This window comes from Pseudomonas sp. LBUM1657, assembly GCF_059716075.1.
Genome location: NZ_CP166799.1, coordinates 2,212,058 through 2,230,459 on the forward strand (window position 1 = coordinate 2,212,058; position 18,402 = coordinate 2,230,459).

An 18,402-nucleotide genomic window follows, 5' to 3' on the forward strand; every position below is an offset into this window, starting at 1 on the left:
CCAGAGCAGAAGGAGCATCCATGATCACCTATTCATCCGCAAACAAAGATGATGAACTCGTTTACATCGGCTCACCTGAGAGCCTGGGCGCAAAGACATTGTCTGAAACGGAAATAAAACTGTATGCCCGCTTAGACTTTGGCGGGGGAGAGGCCCCATTGGCTACAGGCCTGTTTGAAGTCACGAAAGGTCGTTTCTGTTTCACTTATCCCTTTAGTGAGCTGGCAACGTTAATTGACGGTGAAATCGAGATAACCGATGAAGCGGGCAATAGCGTCACCTATATGGGTGGCGATGGCCGTAGCTGGTTTATTCGCAAGGGAGCAACCGTAGTCTGGGATGTGAAATCAGAAAAAGCGCGCAAGAGTTTTTTTTCTGCCAGTACGGATATTTAGGTGCACATGGATGCGCTGATGAGCTGACGTATTTCCTGCTTTACCGGGTAACTTTAAATGCAGCAAAAAAGAAGCCCGGCATGCGATGCGCTGCCGGGCTTTTTGGTTCTGGCTTGGTTGACACGCACTCAGTGGCAAATCATCGGCATGCCTGAATAGACCCAGTTTGACGCCGCTGCGATGCCGCAGACCCAGGCAATGACCTGCCAACGTCCGTTTTGCCAGAACCACTTGCGCAGATAATTTGTCATCACCGTTGCACCGCCGCCCGGCGTACGCCCGCGACCGCATAGCAAACACCGACGAAGTAGACGAGGATGCTGAGTCCCTGCGCAGCGAGCCACAGGTTTTTTCCAGCCTGTACCGGTTCGAAATAGAAATTCGGCCAGATCTTGTTGCCGACGTAAAAGCCCACACCGGCTGTCACGAGTTCGGCGATCAGGCCGTAGGCGCAAAGCTTGGGTGCAATGTGCTCAAGGCGGGAAACGTTCGACGCCGCGCCTTGGCGGATCGTGGCCAGATAGCACAACCCAATAGCGATCATGCCGAGGCTGCCGATCTTGAGTGTCATCTCGGCCAGGACCGCGGGGCAGCCCCACCATAGCGTGACGTTCTTCAGGAATACCGGGCCAACATCGCCCTGCTGGGCGCCGACCATGTAGTGCAGGATCGGAATGAAACCGACCGCAAATCCGGTGATGAACAGGCCAAGACCCCAGCGAATGAATGTCCAACCCAGTTCAGCGGGCGTGACGGTCGCTTCGTCACCGACGATGGCCATTGTTGCGTTGCTCATATGAATGTTTCCTTTGCATGGAGGGGCGCCACTAAGGGTGGGTAGCGAGTGACTGTGTCTCTGCCTGGCAATCGCGTGGCGGGTTCAGACCTTTCGCGCGTACCGCAGTAAGTTCCCGCTTGGCGATATCCAGGTCGGCGAGGAATACAGGGTCAACGTGCAGACGAGCGACTGCGGCCGCGCCGATAAGTCGTCCGGCGTCGACATCGCTCTGCCAGTGCACATTGCAAATCACTCGGCTTTGTCCATAGGCAAAACCCCTAGCCAGAAGGGCATCGGTTCGCTCAGGTGCCATCTCGGACAGGATCAGTGCCCATGCCCAGCCGACGGCGCTGTGTCCGGATGGGTAGGAGCCGTCTTTTTTCAAGGGTTCCGCGTCCGGGGCACAGATAGGTGCCTGATTCACCACCAACGGCCGTGTGCGAACGTAAAAGTTCTTGGCTGCATAGGTTGCCAGTCCGGCATCGGTCAGCGAGCGACGCAAGAGTTGATACAGGTAGGGTGTGTCTTCGCTGCTGACCGTGGCATTCAATGCACAACTAAACGTCTCGGCGGCTTGCGGAAACCGCAAATCGTTGTCGGCGGTTGCCAAAGACCATCGCGATGTATCCCGTAAGGCGAGGGTGGCGCGAGAAATCGCTTCGTCCCGCGCCATGTCGGCGGAATTCTGTTCGGGAGGGGCCGCAAGCAATGCGCGGCTGTTGGGTAAGGATTCAGGTAACAGATAACCAGTCAACAGACCGGGGCGAAGCTCAGGTACGGCTGCCGGTTGGGCAGGTGCATCGGCATACGCAGCAGCCACGCATAGGGCAAGACTGGTTCCGAGCCAGAAGGATCGGTGATTCACGGACTACCTCATTCATCGGGTGTGCAATAACCTGGAATTCGACGCTAAGAGCACGATCAATGCAGCGAGGCAAAATTCACCGAAGGCTTGAGGCAGGCGTAGGCATTCACCGCCTGGCATTCGTTCCGGGCCTGGCGTAGCGACTCCAGCGAAACGTCGTCAAAGCGTGTGGTGACGACAGCCACCATTGCTGTCAGTGAGGCAATGACACACAGCATTATTATTGTTTTCATCGGTTCACCTGCTCGAAAGCGCTGAGTGATGGGACGTACTGTTGTGTCTTGACTTTATCGGGGCTGAAAACGACTTCACCCCCCTTGGTGGGGGGGTGACGATTGAATAAAGCCCCCCTGAAAGATGTCCGGCCGAAGAGTCTTTGCAAAATGTTTCATGGCCTTTAGGATGTCTTGAGGTTCGGCCATGTCATCGGGACAGGGGCCCTGAGCCCTATAAGAACTACCTGCCCGGAAAAGGGCGTCATTCGGCGTTATCCAGCATGTCCAAACCCAGTGCCCAGACCATCTTCGCCGAGAGCTTCTTCCGCGTGAATGCAGAACTGTTCGCCCCGTACCTGGCCGAGGCGGGCCTGGACGAGCGTATTCTGCATACCCCCGATGTGGAGATTCCCGCCGCGAATTATGTCGAGCTCTGGGAGATCCTCGGGCGCAGGGTGGATGCGTCGATCGGCCTGCGCATCGGCATCCAGACTGTCAGCACCGCCCTTGGCGCCTATGGTCAAGCGATACGCAGTGCGCCGACCATCCTTCTGGCACTGCGTTGCATGAGCCATTTCGCCGTGGTGCTGGCTCACGCTATTCGGGTGGATTTCGAAATCGACGGGGGGCAAGTCATCCTGTCTTACCAGTGCACCGATCCGACCATCGTGCGGCGCCGCCAGGACTCCGAGTTCGCGATTGGCTTCTTCCTCAGCCTGTTGCGGGAGATCACCGAGAACCCTCGATTGACGCCGCAGAGGGCGGACTTCGAGCATGGGACGCCGGCCGATCTGTCGTTACATCGAGACGTGCTTGCATGCCCGCTGCACTTCAAGCAGCCGGACAATCGCCTATATTTCCCGCTTGCACTGTTGGATATGCCGGTACGCACCGCCGACCCACGCCTGTACCAGGCACTGGAACCCTTCCTCGAACAGCAGCGACAGATCAGGGCACCTGCCAGCGATCTGCTCGCCCAACTCGCAAGCCATATCGCCAGCAGCCTGAGCAGCGGCGGGGCCAGTCTGGAAATGGTGGCGCAGAGCATGGGCCTGGGCCCGCGCACACTGCAACGGCGCCTGGCTGAACACCAGGTGGAATTCAGGCTGCTGGTCGAGGACGTGCGTCGTTCACTGGCCGAAGCCTACGTGGCGCAGGCCCAATACAGCCTGACTGAAATCGCCTTACTGCTTGGGTACGCCGAATGCAGTTCATTCAGCCGCGCCTTTCGTCGCTGGACTCAAGTCTCGCCGCAGCAATATCGCCTGCAAGCCAAGACCAACCACTCCTGATATTTTTTTTTGCGGCTGACGTCAGATGTCAACGGTTCTGACGCACGCTGGCAAGACCCTGCGCACCTCCACTGTTAGCTTCTGTCCTTGAGGTGGGCATGACCTTTCCCGGCTGACGTTGTCTGGCTAGACCGGAATCTTTTTAGCTGCGCTGCATGCCCGCCACCGATAACAAAAACAAGAGGTGTGGGTGAATGGCAGAGCATGAGAACGGCGCCAAGGGCGTCAGCCGTCGCAAGTTTTTGCGCGGCGCCGGAGTGGGCGCAGTTGCTGTCGCGGGGGCAGGCGTAATGACCCATGCCACGGCGGCGTCTGGCGATAACTGCAAGACTGCCGGTTGCGACTATGACGTGGTGGTGATCGGTGGTGGCTTCGCCGGTGTCACGGCGGCTCGCGACAGCCGCAAGAACGGCTACAAGACCCTGCTGCTGGAGGCGCGCAACCGCCTGGGTGGACGCACCTTCACCTCCGAGTTCGACGGTCACAAGGTGGAGATGGGGGGGGCCTGGATTCACTGGTCGCAGGACTCTGTCTGGGCCGAGAAAGAACGTTATGGCCTGGAGGTTCTAGAGACTCCGGTCAGCAGCGTGGCGTTCGAGAACGAAGAGTATGTGGTCAGGGTTGGTGACACCACCCACAAGCTGACCGGCGAGCAGTTGTTGCCGCTGTACGAAGCGTTCGATGCCTTCTACACCGAGGCGCGCCAGGTCTGGGATCGCCCCTTCGATTCCGGGTACACATGGAACGAAATCATCCGCCGTGACAAGCGCACTGCTCTGCAACGTCTGGATGAACTCAAGCTCAACCCGGTGCAGCGGGTGGCGGTCGATAGTTTCGTCAGCGCGACGTCGCATGCCCCGCTGGACCAGACTTCCTACGTTGACATGCTGCGTTATTGGGCGCTTTCAGGCTGGAACCTGCAGGGTTTCAACGACGCTCTCGTCCGTTACAAGCTCAAGGACGGCACCATCGCCCTGATCAACAAAATGATCGAGGACGGCAAGCCGGAAGTTCGCCTATCGACGCCGGTGAAGAAGATCGAGGACAAGGGCGATCACACGGTGGTCACCACCCAAAATGGCGACAGGATAGTGGCCGCCAGCGTGATCATCGCGTTGCCGATGAACGTGCTGCCCAACGTCGAGTTCTCGCCGGCGCTGGACCCGGTCCTGATCGAGGCCGGCAAACAGAAGCACTGTGGCGTAGGGATCAAGCTCTACATCAAGGCCAAGGGTGGCTACACCAAATTGGCGAAAGTCACCGCCATGGCCGACTCCAGCTACCCGCTGAGCCTGGTAATGCCGCATTACGTGAGTGACGACCACACAGTTTTTGTCGCCTTTGGCAACGACCCCAGCAAGATCGATATCTACGACAACAAGGCCGTCGAGGCGATTCTGGAGCCGCTCTTCCCTGGCATCCAGGTCGAAAGTACCTACGGCTACGAATGGACACTGGACCCTTACAGCTTGGGCACCTACGCCAGCTACAGACCGGAATGGTTCGAGAAGTACTACGCGCATTTCCAGAAGGATCGCGGACGTATTCTCTTCGGCCAGGGTGACCACGGCGAGGGATGGCGCGGCAGCATTTCCGGCGCCATCGGCGCTGGCAGCAAAGTGGCCGTGCGAGCCAAGGAACTGCTGGGATGACTGGCCGCTACGCCAATCATCTGTGCGCCGCACTCGGGCTATTGGGGCTGATCAGTTTGCCCGCGCAGGCTGCTGAAGCCTGCGACCCGGGTGCTGGCCAGAAGCTCTTCGAAACCCGTTGCACAACCTGCCATTCACTCGCCGAACACAAGGTCGGGCCAAAGCTCGGTGACGTATTCGGTCGCAAGGCAGGTTCAGCCCCAGGCTTCGCCTATACGCCAACGCTGGAGCAGGCGGGTTTCACCTGGGATACGGAAAAGCTCGACGCCTTCCTCAGTGGCCCCATGACGTTCCTGCCCGGCACTGCCATGGCCTTCGGTGGCCTGCGCCAGGCAGAGGATCGTCAGGCTCTTACCTGTTTCCTCAGTCAACAAGGACCCCACTCATGAGCATCACGATCTACACCAAACCCAAGTGTCTGCTGACCGTAGCTGTCGCTGCGCTGCTGTTGGTCGACCCAAGCCTGATCTTCCGCTGGGTGGGCATGCCACTGGGAGTCGACGGCATGCTCCTCGGCCGTCTCCTCGGTGCTACGTACCTCGCTGTCGGTCTGGGCTTCTGGTTCATCCGCAGTCTCGAAGACCTGCCACGCCGTGACGCGCTGTTGCTGATCGGCTCCGATCTTGTGTGTGCCGGCATCATCATTCAGGCGGTCATGACGGGTGCGATGAACCCGCTCGGTTGGGGGCTGGCAGCGGTCTACCTGAGTTCAGCCCTGGGCTTCGGCTGGTGCGCCAGCCGGGTTGCCGCCCGGCCAGTCTGCGCCTGATCGACGTTTCGCCCCGGCGTCATGCGCCGGGCGCTCCTGCACAATAATTACAATGGGAGAGTGATCATGAGTATTCATTTCAAGAAATCCCTGCTGTGCAGCGCTTTGTTGGCACTGCTCAGCGCTGGCGGCGCCCAGGCGGCCACCTCGGCCGATCTGGCAAGGTTGGGTAACGAGTTGACGCCGTTCGGTGCAGAAAAAGCCGGCAATGCCAGCGGCAGCATTCCAGCCTGGAGCGGCGGACTGACCCAGGCTCCGGCCGGTTGGAAACCTGGCCACGGCGACCCCTACGGCACCGACAAGCCGCTGTTCTCCATCAATGGCAAGAACCTGGCGCAGTATCAGGCACAGTTGCCTGCCGGTCAGGTGGAGCTGATCAAGGCCTATCCTGGCTACCGCATGGATGTCTACCCGACGCACCGTAGCTGTTCCTTCCCGACAGAAATTGCCCAACGCACCAAAGCATTCGCCGCACAGAGCAAGATCGGCAGTGACGGCTGGAACCTCGAGCAAGCGGCTGGCGCTGCGATTCCCTTCCCGGTGCCGCAAAGTGGCATCGAAGTGATGTGGAACTACAAGCTGCGCTACATGGCCAAGGGGCGTCGCGCCCAGGTGTCGATGCTGCTTCGCGAGAAGAGCGGTGAGCTGTCCGAACTCAAGCAATGGGCCAGCGAGTATTACCCCTACAACGATGCGGCGGTCAAAAGCCCGGTCGATGCCGGCGACTTCGAGGCCAAGATGCTTTACGACGTGCTGACACCGCCATCGCGGGCTGGCGAGATGTATCTGGTGCACGGTTACCTGGACAAGCCGCAGGACTCCTGGATCTACTTCCCCGGCCAGCGCCGTGTGCGGCGTGCACCGTCCTTCGCTTATGACAACCCGATTGCCGGCACCGACAGCCTGTACTTCGTCGACCAGATCAACATGTTTACCGGGGCGATGGACCGTTATGACTTCAAGCTGCTCGGCAAGAAGGAAATGATGGTGCCTTACAACTCCTACAAGTTGGTCGACAAGAGCAACAAGTACGAGAACCTGATGGGCCAGGACTACCTCAATCGCGACGCCCAACGTTATGAGCAGCACCGTGTCTGGGTGGTGGAAGCCACGGTGAAGGCGGACAAGCGCCATTCATTCGCCAAGCGTGTGTTCTTCGTCGATGAAGACAGCTGGGCGCTGCTGCACGTGGACATGTACGACGCCAAGGGCAATCTCTGGCGCGTGCAGGAAGGCAGCCTCTGGGCCAACCCTCAGACCCAGTCCTGCACCGGCTTCGAGTACGTGAGCTACGACCTCGTCGCTCGGCGCTACATCGCTGACGGGTTTACCCAGGAGGGCGAGGTTCTCGACCTGACCGCCGGTCTCGAAGGCCGGGTCAGCGACAAACTGTTCAACTCCAACGAACTGCGCCGCAGCGGCGAACGTTAAGCAGCAGCAACCTCGCGTAAAGGTAGAGCTATGAACAACAATAAAAAAGGCGCGGCCCAAGCCGCGCCAGGCTTCGCGCGCGCTAAAAACAGTCTGACCCTGGCAGTAATGGCCGCCTCGAGCCTGATGTGGATGGATGCCAGTCATGCCATGCGCTTTGGTTCCGAGGATGGCATTTCCGGCAGTTTCGACTCCACGCTGTCATACGGCTTCGCCACGCGCATGCAATCGCCTGATTGCCATTTACTCGGTGGTGACAGCGGCGGCTGTAACGACGGTACCAATACCGGGCTGGGGGAGTTTTACAACCTGAGCAGAGGCAACGGCTACGCCAATGCCGATATCAATTACACCAACTCCGACGATGGCGACCAGAACTACAACAAACACGATGTGTTCTCCGAAGTCGTCAAGGGCACCCACGAGCTGAGCCTGAAGTTCGGTGATGGCTGGAGTGCCCTGGGTCGGGTCAGTTGGTCGAAAGACTTCAAGATGGATAACACCCGGCGCACCGAACTCGATGACAATGCCGATCGCGAAGCCACCGAACGCGTCGACCTGCTCGACCTGTGGGTGGCCAAGAGCTTCGACTTGGGTGAAATGCCGGCCAAGGTCAAGGTCGGCAACCAGGTGATCAGCTGGGGCGAAGAGATTTTCGTCACAGGCGGCATCAACCAGATCAATGCCCTCAACCTGACGAAATACCATACGCCCGGCACCCAATTGAAGGAGGTCTTCGTCCCGGCCCCCATGGCCTCGTTCAACCTGGGATTGAGTGAAAACCTGAACCTTGAGACCTACTACCAGTTCAAGTGGAACGCGTACGGCATCGACCCGGTGGGTACCTACTATTCCAACTCCGATGTGGTGGGCGAGGGCAACCGGCCGATCTATTACTCGACCAGTACGGTCGATGGCCTTCTCGGTGCCGGTACCTGTGCCTCGCTGACACCCACCGGTCGTTGCGGCGAGCCGTCGATCAGCGGCCTGGACGACGCCACATTGGTTGCCAATGGCCTCGCGGTTCCCTATGCCGGTGAGCGCTCGGCGAAGAACAGCGGCCAGTATGGTATCGCCCTGCGTTGGACAGTGGAGGAGATCGCGACCGAGTTTGGTTTCTTCTACCAGCGCTATCACGACAAGTTGCCCTTCGTCGGCTACACCGCTACGTCCAATCCGGACGCGTTGTTGATCGACAACTACTTCTGGAATTACGGCGAAGACAAAAACCTGTACGGCCTGTCGCTCAATACCATGGTCGGGCCGGTGGCCGTGGGGGCGGAGTTGTCCTATCGGCCCAATGACAGCGTCGGCATCGACCCCACGGTGCCCTTTGGCCAGGCGTTCACCAGTGAGTTCAACAAGTTCAGCGTGTACGACACCGGCACCAGCAAAGGTTTCGTCGAAGAGAAGAAATGGCAGGCTCACGTGAATGCCATCTACACCTTCTCGGCCAACGACCCGCTCGGGTTTATCCCGACCAGTGTGGGCGCGTCCGACGGCTTCCTGCTGACTGAGGCGGTGGTCACCCATTACCCGGACCTGGACACCTCGGGTGAGACGCCTTACTTCCTGCCGGATTATTCGCTGCCGGATAAAACCTCATGGGGCTACGTGACCGAGCTGGGTATCAATTACCCAAACCTGTTCGGCACCGGGATCACCCTGACGCCGCAACTGGACTTTGCGCATGACGTGCATGGCACCACGCCAAACGCCCTGCCTTTCGTCGAAGGTCGCAAGTCGCTGACCAGTTCGTTGCTGTTCAACTACCGCGACCGCTGGAAAGGTGGATTGCAATGGGTGCAGTACTGGGGAGGCGGGGACAACAACCTGATGGCTGACCGTGATTTCTTGAGCGGCAACATTTCCTACTCGTTCTGACGTCGTGCCTTCCCTCGGCCATGGGCTGAGGGAAGCTTATTCCCGTATTTCAGGAAGGCTCACCATGCTGGCTTCTCTGGTGCTCGGTCTCGAGCGGTTCTTTTTTCGGCGTCGTCTGTCGACCTTGGCGGTGCTGGCACTCGTCACACTGGTCATGGCCGGTTTCGCCTCGCAACTGCGCATGTCAGCCGGTTTCGACAAGCAGCTGCCCCAGCAGCACGAATTCATTCAAACCTTCAACAAATACCGGGACGTGCTGTTTGGTGCCAACCGCGTCATCGTGGTCCTGCGCGCCAAAAACGGCGACATCTGGAACACGCAGGCCATGACCCGGCTCTACGACCTGACCCAGACACTGTTCTTTATGCCGGGCATCGACCGGCGCACGGTCACTTCGCTGTGGACCCCCAATACCCGCGCGGTGCAGATCACCGAGGAGGGCATGAAGGCCGAGGATGTGATCGGCGGTGACGTCACGGTCGGCACCCTTGATGAGCAGGCGATTGTCGGCATCCGTGATCGCACCATCGTGGGCGGCTTTGTCGGCAGCCTGGTGGCCAACGACTACTCGGGGGCCATGGTGGTGGCCGAACTCGCCGACCCGGACCCGCAGACCGGCAAACGCCTGGACTACCTGGAATTCAGCAAACGCCTGGAAGACGATGTCCGCGCCAAGTATGCCGACAGCGCCTATGACGTGCAGATCATCGGTTTCGCCAAGCAAATGGGCGACATCGGCGCCGGCGCGACCAGCGTGATGGGCTTTTTTGCGCTGGCCTTCCTGCTGACCCTGGCCGCGGTGTACTGGTACACCCGCTCCTGGGTACTGACCTTTCTGCCGCTGTGCTGTTCGCTGGTGTCGGTGGTCTGGCAGTTCGGCACCATCACCTTGCTCGGCTTCGGGCTTGATCCGCTGGCGATTCTGGTGCCGTTCCTGGTGTTCGCCATTGGCGTGTCCCATGGCGTGCAGCAGGTCAACTTCATCTCCAAGGAAGTGTGCAACGGCGCCGATGCGATGACCGCCGCTCGCCGCAGTTTCGGCGGCTTGTTGATTCCGGGCTCATTGGCGCTGATAACCGCCTTCGTCGGCTTTGCAACGCTGGTGCTGGTACCGATTCCGATGATTCGCGAACTGGCGATTACCGCCTCGGTCGGGGTCGCCTACAAGATCATCACCAACCTGATCATGCTGCCGGTGCTGGCCAGCTTCTTCCATTTCGACCAGGCCTACGTCAACCGGGTCAAACGCCTTCAAGCCTGGCGCGATGGTGTGATGAGCAAACTCGGGCACCTGGCCGAAACACGTAATGCGGCGATCGGTTCGGTTTTGTGCCTGGTGCTGCTCGGTATTGCCGTCTGGCAGAGCCAGGGTCGACATGTCGGCCACGTGTTGCCGGGGGCGCCCGAGTTGCACAGCGACTCGCGCTACAACCAGGACGTGGAAAGCGTGGTCGGTCATTTCGGCCTGGGGTTGGACCTGTTCACCGTGGTGGTGGAAACGCCGAAAAACGGTTGCTACCAACATGAAGTCATGGCTTACGCCGACCGCCTGACCTGGTTCCTGGCCAACGTGCCGGGGGTGTTGTCGGCACAATCGTTGCCGGCACTGACTAAGCTCTCAGCCTCGGGTGTCAACGAGGGCAATCCGAAATGGGCAGCGCTGCCGGTCGATGAACTGAGCATCGGTGAAGCCGTGCGCCAGGTGCCCGAGGTGCTGCGCCTGTACAACGCCGATTGCACGGTGCTGCCGATCAACCTGTACCTGGCCGACCACAAGGCGACCACCCTGAAAACCGTGGTCGCAGCGGTGCAGCAGTATCGGACGGAACACCCCATGAACGGCATCACCGTGCGTCTTGCCAGTGGCAATGCCGGGGTGCAGGCGGCCACTAACGAAATCGTCGAAACCTCCGAGTTGCCGATGATGCTCTATGTTTACCTGACCATCGTGCTGCTGGTGCTTCTGGTCTATCGCGACTGGCGGGCGATGGTTGCCTGCTGTGTTCCGCTGACCCTGGCGACCTTCCTCGGCTATTGGTTCATGAAGTCGCTGGACATTGGCCTGACCGTCGCCACCTTGCCGGTGATGGTGCTGGCCGTGGGTATCGGCGTGGATTACGCGTTCTACATCTACAACCGCCTGCAACTGCACCTGGCCGAAGGGCAGGACATCGTCACGGCGTTCAAACTTGCCCTGCGCGAGGTCGGAGTGGCAACTATTTTTACCGCCATCACCTTGTCCATCGGCGTGGCGACCTGGTCGTTCTCGGCCTTGAAATTCCAGGCCGACATGGGGTTGCTGCTGACCTTCATGTTCATGGTCAACATGCTGATGGCGATCACCTTGCTACCGGCCATTGCAGTGATGCTGGACGTGCTGATACCGCGGCGGGGGCCTGTCCGTGCGCCTCTGATTGCGCATTGATCGAGGGACGTGAAATGTCGAACAAAACGATTTCGCTGCCACGCCTGTTAGCCATCGCTGCGTTGTTCGGCCTGGCAGGGCAGGTGCTCCATAGCCACGGCGCCGAGCTATCGGCCATGCGCCTGGCCCAGGCACAACAGGCGCCACTGGTGGCGGTCACCCAGGTGGGCGCCGGCCTTGTTGCCGTGGGTGATCACGGCGTGGTGGTGCACTCTGTCGATGGCCAGCAGTGGCACCAGGCCAAAGTCGTGCCGGTGGATGGGCTGCTGACGGCGCTGAGTTTCGCCGATGGGCAAAACGGCTGGGCCGTGGGGCATGGCGGGGTGTTGCTTCGCACCAAGGACGGCGGTGAAACCTGGACGTTACAACCGCCGCTGGAAGGCAAGCCAGTGCTGCTGTCGGTGTGGTTCGAAAACACCCAACACGGCATTGTCGTCGGCGCCTACGGCTTCGCCAGCGAAACCCGCGACGGTGGTCGCAGCTGGCAGCGCTTGAGCGTGAGCAACGATGGCGACGATTACCACCTCAACCAGATCTTTACCGGACGCAATGGTCACCTATTCATCGCCGGGGAGGGTGGTAACGCCTACCGGTCTCCCGACAATGGCACGACTTGGGAAACCCTGGACACCGGCGTCAACGGCTCGTTGTGGGGAGGCGCGAGCCTGCGCGACGGCCGCGTTCTGTTGGTGGGCATGAGCGGACGGGTGCTGGTCAGCGACGACCTGGGCGATACCTGGCAAACCAGGGACAGCGGCAGCCAGGAAGCCATCACTGCGGTCGTCCAGCTCAACGACGGTCGCGTAGCGCTGGTGGGCAATGGCGGGCTGGTGGCCGTCGCCGATCAGGGTTTGCAACGCTTCAAGGCGCAGGTCCGCGCCGATCGGCAGAACCTCGCCGCACTCGCGCTGCTGGGCGATGGACAACTTGCGCTGTTCGGCCCACAAGGTGTGTTGACGCAGGATCTGACGGATACCCATTAATCCGCGCCGGTGCAGACCGGCACACTCAAACAAGAATCTGGATGGAGCACAACGCCATGCTGGGATTGATGCAAGATCAACCGCTACTCATTTCGTCGGTCCTCGAACACGCGCTCATGGCGCATCCGAGGAGCGAAATTGCCTCGCGCACGGTCGAAGGGCCCTTGCACCACTGCACCTATGCCGATATAGGCAGGCGTGCCAAACAACTGGCCAATGCCCTAACCATCCTGCAGGTGCAGCCCGGTGAGCGGATCGGCACCCTGGCCTGGAACGGTTACCGGCATATGGAGCTGTATTTCGCTGTGTCGGGAATGGGGGCAGTCTTGCATACCATCAACCCGCGGCTGTTCCCTGAGCAGATCGAATTCATTGCCAACCATGCTGAAGACCAATACCTGTTTTTCGATCTGTCGTTCGCCTCGCTTGTAGAGCAGCTCGCGCCCCGGATGAAGACCGTCAAAGCTTTCATCGCCCTGACGGATCGCAGCCGGATGCCGGACATCGAGGTGCCCAATCTGCTGTGTTACGAGGACCTGATAAACGGCCAGAGCAGTGAGTACGACTGGCCTGTACTCGATGAAAGGACGGCTTCCTCGATGTGCTACACCTCGGGCACCACTGGCAATCCGAAAGGTGTGCTGTTTTCGCACCGTTCCTCGATTTTGCATTCCATGGCGCTGTGCACATCGGAGGGCTTTGGCCTGTCGTCGGCGGATTCGGCGCTGCTGGTGGTGCCGATGTTCCACGTCAATGCTTGGGGCATGCCCTACGCGGCGGCCATGTGCGGCGCAAGGCTGGTGCTACCGGGGCCGGCGCTGGACGGCGAAAGCCTTTACGAGCTGATGCGTACCGAGGAGGTGACCCTGGCCCTGGGCGTTCCGACGGTTTGGATGATGTTGCAACAACACGTCGAGTCCTGTGGCCTGGACCCGGCGGCGGACCTGCGTTTGAACCGGGTAGTGATTGGCGGGGCGGCAGCACCGAGGACACTGGTCGAGACATTCGAAACCCGTTTCGATGCCCGGGTGCTGCATGCCTGGGGCATGACCGAGATGTCACCGCTGGGCACAGTCTGCAACCTTCTGCCCAAACACCGCGATGCTTCGGCGGCTGAACGGCTCGATCTGCAGGCCAAACAGGGGCGGGCGCTGTTCGGGGTGTCCATGAAGATCGTCGACGAGGAGGGCACCGAGTTGCCCCGTGACGGCAAGGCCTCCGGTCATCTGCTGGTCAAGGGCCCCTGGATTGCCAAGCAATATTTCCGGGGCGAGGGCGGGAGCATTCTCGATGATGCCGGCTGGTTCGACACCGGTGATATCGCCACCATCGATTGCGATGGCTACATGCAAATCACTGATCGTGCCAAGGATGTCATCAAGTCTGGTGGCGAGTGGATTTCCTCGATCGACCTGGAGAATGCCGCCGTCGGTCATCCAGCGGTGGCCGAGGCAGCCGTTATCGGTATTCCCCATGCCAAGTGGCAGGAGCGACCGTTGCTGGTCGTGGTGATCAAACCCGGCAAGGCAGCCAGCAAGGAAGAACTGCTGGAATACCTTGAAACCCGGGTCGCGAAGTGGTGGCTGCCGGACGACGTCGCTTACGTCGAGGCACTGCCGCATACGGCAACGGGCAAACTGCAAAAAATGAAGTTGCGCGAGCAGTTCCGCGACTATCGCCTGGAAGAGGACAATTTGTGCAAGGACATCACCCGCCAAATTTCGTCAGATTGACGGCTTTTGGATTGGGATAGTGTTCGAGTGACTTCAGGTGTTCGCCGATCAACTTCATATACGGAGCAAGGACCCAAGCGTTCACCGCGACGGTATTGACCTCCTCACGGGGGTCCTGCTCGATATTAAAGATCGATGGATAACCGGTCAGTTCGGCGCGGTAGCCGCCAACGCCAGCCATGGAGGGATTGCCGGCCGAACTGATGAACTGCTTCGGATAGATGCGGAACTGCCGCCAACGCACGGCAACGATTTCGTCACCGATGAAGGTGATCAGACTTTCACGCTTTGAAGCGGCCTGCTTACCGATGAGGAGATCGCTCTGGTCGACGCCGTCGATCGGCCGATCTGCGGGAATCGGTGCGCCAATGATCTTCGCCAGCGTCGGAAAGACATCGTGGATGGACAGCATCGCGTTGCTCGCCCGTGGCACGATCCTGCCTGGCCACTTGATCATGGCCGGCACACGCAATGACCCTTCCAGCGCATCGCCGAGCTCGCCACGGAACGGGCCGTTCGAGCCTCCGCGGAACTCGGGCGGTCCCTCAGTCGGTGCAGCGCCATTGTCGGACAGCCAGATCACGATGGTGTTGTCTTCGATGCCGGCGGTCTTGATGGCGTCCAACACTTGGCCGGTGCGATGATCGAGCTCCATGATCGCGTCACCATAAGGACCAATCCGCGACTTGCCGTCAAACTCGGGAGCGACCAGGGACGGGTAATGCGTATTGGTCCAGCCTACGAAGAGGAAGAACGGTTCATGCGCTTTGGCCTGGCGCTGGATATATTCCACCGCCGAATTGGCAATATCGCCCTCCACCTGTCGGCGGTAGTCCAGCGTATAAGGGCGGATTTTTTTGAGATCGCCGTTTGCCTCGGACTCCCAGATGGCAGCCTCGGACGCCGAGATCTGCGCCTCGGGTAGTCCGGTGCGCTGCATACTGTCGCGATACAGGGTGCTATCGCTGGTTTCGATTACGCCAACCCTGTACTGGTCAAAGCCCTGGCGTGTCGGCCAGCTTTGCTCGCTTGCCCCCAGATGCCATTTGCCAATGTAGCTCGTCGCGTAGCCCTGGCTCTTGAACAGCTCGCCCAGTGTCACTTCATTGGCCTGGAGCGTATTCGGCGTACCCGCGACGATGATGCTGCCAAGGCCTGCACGTGGCGAATATCGTCCAGTTTGCAGCGCCGCGCGCGAGGGCGTGCAACCTGGCTCTACCAGAAATTGCGTAAAGCGCACGCCTTCGCTGGCCAACTGGTCGATGCTCGGGGTTGGCATGCCCCGGACCTCGCCCGCACCATAGGCGCCAAGGTCACCATAGCCGACGTTGTCGGCCAGCATGATGACGACATTGGGTTTGTCTTGGGCATTTGCGCAGCCCATGAGTATGATCAGAAACGACAGTGGCCAGATACGTTGCATTGATTTTTCTCAAAGGTTGCGCGTTGACTTTCAAGGTTCAAATCAATCGGTCAGCTTCATCCTGCTCGGCGTAAAGCCACTTCCGGTTACGGTACAGATAGGCAATCAGGCGGAAGTAGGTTTCCGGCATCCAGCGTTTGAGTCGCCAGGCCCATTTGGCGTCAGGCTGGGTCATGACGTAGAGGCGGCCCTTTTCCAGCGCGCGAAACACATCGTCGACAATGTGTTCGGAGGTGAATCGGGACTTTTTCAGTTGGGCCAGCAGGCGCTTTTCCATAGACCGCTCGCTGGTGAGCGAGTCGCCCAGCGATGTCGCGAACACGGTCGGGCACACCACGGTGACGCCGATATCAAAGCCGCTGAGTTCGGACTTGAGGGTCTCCGACAGGGACACGACGCCAGCCTTGGCCACGTTGTAGGGCGACATTTCAGGCCCGGACAAGGTCCCGGCGCTGGATGCCGTGTTGATGATGCAGCCGCCGCCCTGATTCTTGAGCAAAGGCACGAAGGCGCGGCAGCCATAAATCACGCTCCACAGGTCGACGTTGATGACTTTTTCCCACTCTTCCAGGGGAAGGTCATCGATCATGCCTGCCGACGCAATGCCCGCGTTGTTGAACACCAGGTCGACGCCGCCCCACAGTTGTTTGACGGTGTTGGCTGCGTCATGCAAGGCCTCTTGCCGGGTGACGTCCAACACCATGCTGAAGGTCTCGGCGCCGCGTTGGCGCAACTGCGCCTCGGCCTGCTCCAGTCTTTTCGCGTTGATGTCGGCGATCAGCAGTTTCCAGCCTCTGCTTGCCAGATGCATGCAGATGGCCAGGCCAAAACCGCTGGCGGCACCCGTCACGAAGGCGCGTTTTGCCGGGTATTTCTGTTCAAGTTTCATGATTGCTCGCAATGCCGTTGTCGTTGCAGAAATAAGCGGTCGTAGGCGGGGGAATGCTCAGTGCACAGCCCTGGTCTTACCCTGCCAATACGCTTTACGCAGTTCGGTTTTCAGCACTTTGCCCGCCGGGCTGCGTGGCAATTGCTCGATGAAATCGACGCTCTTCGGGGTCTTGACGCTCCCCAACCGTTCCTTGACCAGCGCAATCAGGTCGTCATCCGTGCAACTCTTGCCAGGCTTGAGCTGGACAATCGCCTTCACCGCTTCACCCCATTTGTCATCAGGAATTCCGATCACGGAGCAGTCCTGAACGGCTTCGTGGGTTGTCAGTACCTGTTCGATTTCGTTCGGATAAACGTTGAATCCACCGGTGATGATCATGTCCTTCTTGCGGTCGACAATGGTGATATAGCCGTCCTCGGCCATGACCCCGACGTCACCGGTGTGGTGCCAGCCTTGTTGACGGACTTCGGCAGTCGCCTGGGGGTTCTTGTAATAGCCTGGCGTCACCAGATCGCCGCGGATGCAGATTTCCCCCGCGTCACCGCGCGCGACTTCCTCACCTTCGTCATTCAGGATGCCGACGGTATTGAGTACGCAGGGCCGGCCAATGGATTGCAGGCGTGCTTCATTGATCGTGCCGTCCGCGCCGATGTAGTCCCAGGGCGCTTTGGCGGTAATCGCCGCCGGTGCTTCGGACTGACCAAATGCCTCGGACATGACCGGGCCGAACACCTGCACGGCTTCCTTCAGTTTCTCCAGTGACGTCGGCGCAGCGCCGACCAGGAAATGCTTCAGCGAGCTATAGTCCCGCTGGCGGATATCAGGCAACGCCAGCAGCATGTACAGCACGGTCGGCGGCAGGAATAGATGGGTGACCTTGTATTGTTCAATCGCGTCGGCAACCGCTTCAGGGACGGCGGCGGCCATGATCGCGTTGGTCCCGCCACGCGCGAAGTGCAGACACCCGGTGAGGCCGGCGGTGTGGGTCATGGGCGCCACCACCAGATGGCACGTGCTGTCGTGATAATCGAAGTGCGCGTAGAAGTTGCTGAAGAAGGTATGGATGTTGCGATGGGTAATCATCACTCCCTTTGACTTTCCGGTCGTACCACCCGTGGGGTACAAGGCAAAGGTATCATCCAGGCTGCCCGTTCCCACGGCCGGGATGTAGCTCGCCGGTGCACCTTGCGACCAGGTCGCGAGGGAAGTCCCCACGCCGCAATCGCCGTCGATGCAAACGAGCTGCCGAAGGCCGGGGCAACGCTCCTTCAGTTGCGCTGCCTCATTGGCGTAGGTGCTATGGAACAGCAGCAGCTCGCCCTCGAAGTCATTGAACAAATCCACATTGGCCGCCACCGTGTTGCGCGGATTGACCGGCAGCCAGACGCAACGTGCGCGGAACACGCCCAGCAGCGCCAGGAAGGCGACAGTGCTATTGGGAGCCAAAACGCCGACATGGCCACCGGCACTGAACCCGTTATGGGCGATCGCGCCGGCAATGGCTTGCGTCACTGGAGCCGCCTGGGCATAGGTCACTGCGCTGGCATCGTTGCCAACGTCGACGAAGGCCAGATTGTGCGGGTAAAAACGAACGGCGTTATCGAAGTGATCGATGATCCGCATGGCAAATGCACTCCATTAAACAGGTTTCCACAACGACTGGCT

17 protein-coding genes are annotated in these 18,402 nt (G+C 59.7%); 10 read left to right on the plus strand and 7 right to left on the minus strand.

The window, feature by feature from the left end:
• Positions 1-20 precede the first annotated feature (20 nt).
• Positions 21-395: a cupin domain-containing protein gene (locus ACA055_RS10140; protein WP_497683480.1), complete on the plus strand. Its 375-nt coding sequence runs from the start codon at positions 21-23 to the stop codon at positions 393-395.
• 128 nt (positions 396-523) lie between these two features.
• Here the strand turns inward: ACA055_RS10140 and ACA055_RS10145 are convergent, their stop codons facing one another.
• Genes ACA055_RS10145 through ACA055_RS10160 form a run of 4 tightly spaced genes read right to left on the minus strand, consistent with a single transcriptional unit; the run spans position 524 to position 2,271 of the window.
• Positions 524-646: a hypothetical protein gene (locus ACA055_RS10145; RefSeq protein ID WP_497683481.1), complete on the minus strand. Its 123-nt coding sequence runs from the start codon at positions 644-646 to the stop codon at positions 524-526.
• Complete coding sequence (locus ACA055_RS10150; protein ID WP_497683482.1) at positions 646-1,191, minus strand: hypothetical protein; 546 nt, start codon at positions 1,189-1,191, stop codon at positions 646-648. The genes ACA055_RS10145 and ACA055_RS10150 overlap by 1 nt, the downstream gene beginning before the upstream one ends.
• 31 nt (positions 1,192-1,222) lie before the next feature.
• Positions 1,223-2,038: an acid phosphatase gene (locus ACA055_RS10155; protein ID WP_497683483.1), complete on the minus strand. Its 816-nt coding sequence runs from the start codon at positions 2,036-2,038 to the stop codon at positions 1,223-1,225.
• A gap of 56 nt (positions 2,039-2,094) precedes the next feature.
• On the minus strand, positions 2,095-2,271 hold the full coding sequence (locus tag ACA055_RS10160) for a hypothetical protein (RefSeq protein WP_497683484.1): 177 nt from the start codon (positions 2,269-2,271) through the stop codon (positions 2,095-2,097).
• 263 nt (positions 2,272-2,534) lie between these two features.
• Here ACA055_RS10160 and qhpR point away from each other — a divergent pair, with 263 nt between their 5' ends.
• The 9 genes from qhpR (at position 2,535) to ACA055_RS10205 (ending at position 14,422) form a co-directional block, all read left to right on the plus strand.
• Positions 2,535-3,545 carry an AraC-like transcriptional regulator QhpR gene (gene qhpR / locus ACA055_RS10165; protein ID WP_497683485.1) on the plus strand — a complete coding sequence of 337 codons (1,011 nt, stop codon included), beginning with the start codon at positions 2,535-2,537 and terminating at the stop codon, positions 3,543-3,545.
• Between the two features lie 194 nt (positions 3,546-3,739).
• Positions 3,740-5,197, plus strand: a complete 1,458-nt coding sequence (locus tag ACA055_RS10170; RefSeq protein ID WP_497683486.1) for a flavin monoamine oxidase family protein — start codon at positions 3,740-3,742, stop codon at positions 5,195-5,197.
• A complete protein-coding gene (locus ACA055_RS10175) occupies positions 5,194-5,586 on the plus strand; it encodes a c-type cytochrome (protein WP_497683487.1) in 393 nt (130 codons plus the stop codon). The genes ACA055_RS10170 and ACA055_RS10175 overlap by 4 nt, the downstream gene beginning before the upstream one ends.
• The gene (locus ACA055_RS10180; RefSeq protein WP_497683488.1) at positions 5,583-5,966 is read left to right on the plus strand and encodes a hypothetical protein; all 384 of its coding nucleotides are present in this window, start codon (positions 5,583-5,585) and stop codon (positions 5,964-5,966) included. Before ACA055_RS10175 ends, ACA055_RS10180 begins: the two co-directional genes overlap by 4 nt.
• A 66-nt stretch (positions 5,967-6,032) precedes the next feature.
• A complete protein-coding gene (locus ACA055_RS10185; protein WP_497683489.1) occupies positions 6,033-7,397 on the plus strand; it encodes a DUF1329 domain-containing protein in 1,365 nt (454 codons plus the stop codon).
• Between the two features lie 30 nt (positions 7,398-7,427).
• Positions 7,428-9,281: a DUF1302 domain-containing protein gene (locus ACA055_RS10190; RefSeq protein WP_497683490.1), complete on the plus strand. Its 1,854-nt coding sequence runs from the start codon at positions 7,428-7,430 to the stop codon at positions 9,279-9,281.
• A gap of 64 nt (positions 9,282-9,345) precedes the next feature.
• Positions 9,346-11,706: an efflux RND transporter permease subunit gene (locus tag ACA055_RS10195; protein WP_497683491.1), complete on the plus strand. Its 2,361-nt coding sequence runs from the start codon at positions 9,346-9,348 to the stop codon at positions 11,704-11,706.
• A gap of 14 nt (positions 11,707-11,720) precedes the next feature.
• Positions 11,721-12,689: a WD40/YVTN/BNR-like repeat-containing protein gene (locus ACA055_RS10200; RefSeq protein WP_497683492.1), complete on the plus strand. Its 969-nt coding sequence runs from the start codon at positions 11,721-11,723 to the stop codon at positions 12,687-12,689.
• Between the two features lie 56 nt (positions 12,690-12,745).
• Positions 12,746-14,422 carry a 3-(methylthio)propionyl-CoA ligase gene (locus tag ACA055_RS10205; protein WP_497683493.1) on the plus strand — a complete coding sequence of 559 codons (1,677 nt, stop codon included), beginning with the start codon at positions 12,746-12,748 and terminating at the stop codon, positions 14,420-14,422.
• On the opposite strand, the gene ACA055_RS10210 is transcribed toward ACA055_RS10205, so the two are convergent.
• From ACA055_RS10210 to ACA055_RS10220, 3 genes are read right to left on the minus strand one after another with little or no spacing between them, the layout of a single operon-like run.
• Positions 14,397-15,845: an arylsulfatase gene (locus ACA055_RS10210; RefSeq protein WP_497683494.1), complete on the minus strand. Its 1,449-nt coding sequence runs from the start codon at positions 15,843-15,845 to the stop codon at positions 14,397-14,399. The two genes, ACA055_RS10205 and ACA055_RS10210, sit on opposite strands and share 26 nt — an antisense overlap.
• A 37-nt stretch (positions 15,846-15,882) precedes the next feature.
• Positions 15,883-16,734 carry an SDR family NAD(P)-dependent oxidoreductase gene (locus ACA055_RS10215; protein WP_497683495.1) on the minus strand — a complete coding sequence of 284 codons (852 nt, stop codon included), beginning with the start codon at positions 16,732-16,734 and terminating at the stop codon, positions 15,883-15,885.
• A gap of 57 nt (positions 16,735-16,791) precedes the next feature.
• Positions 16,792-18,360, minus strand: a complete 1,569-nt coding sequence (locus ACA055_RS10220; protein ID WP_497683496.1) for an AMP-binding protein — start codon at positions 18,358-18,360, stop codon at positions 16,792-16,794.
• Positions 18,361-18,402 lie beyond the last annotated feature (42 nt).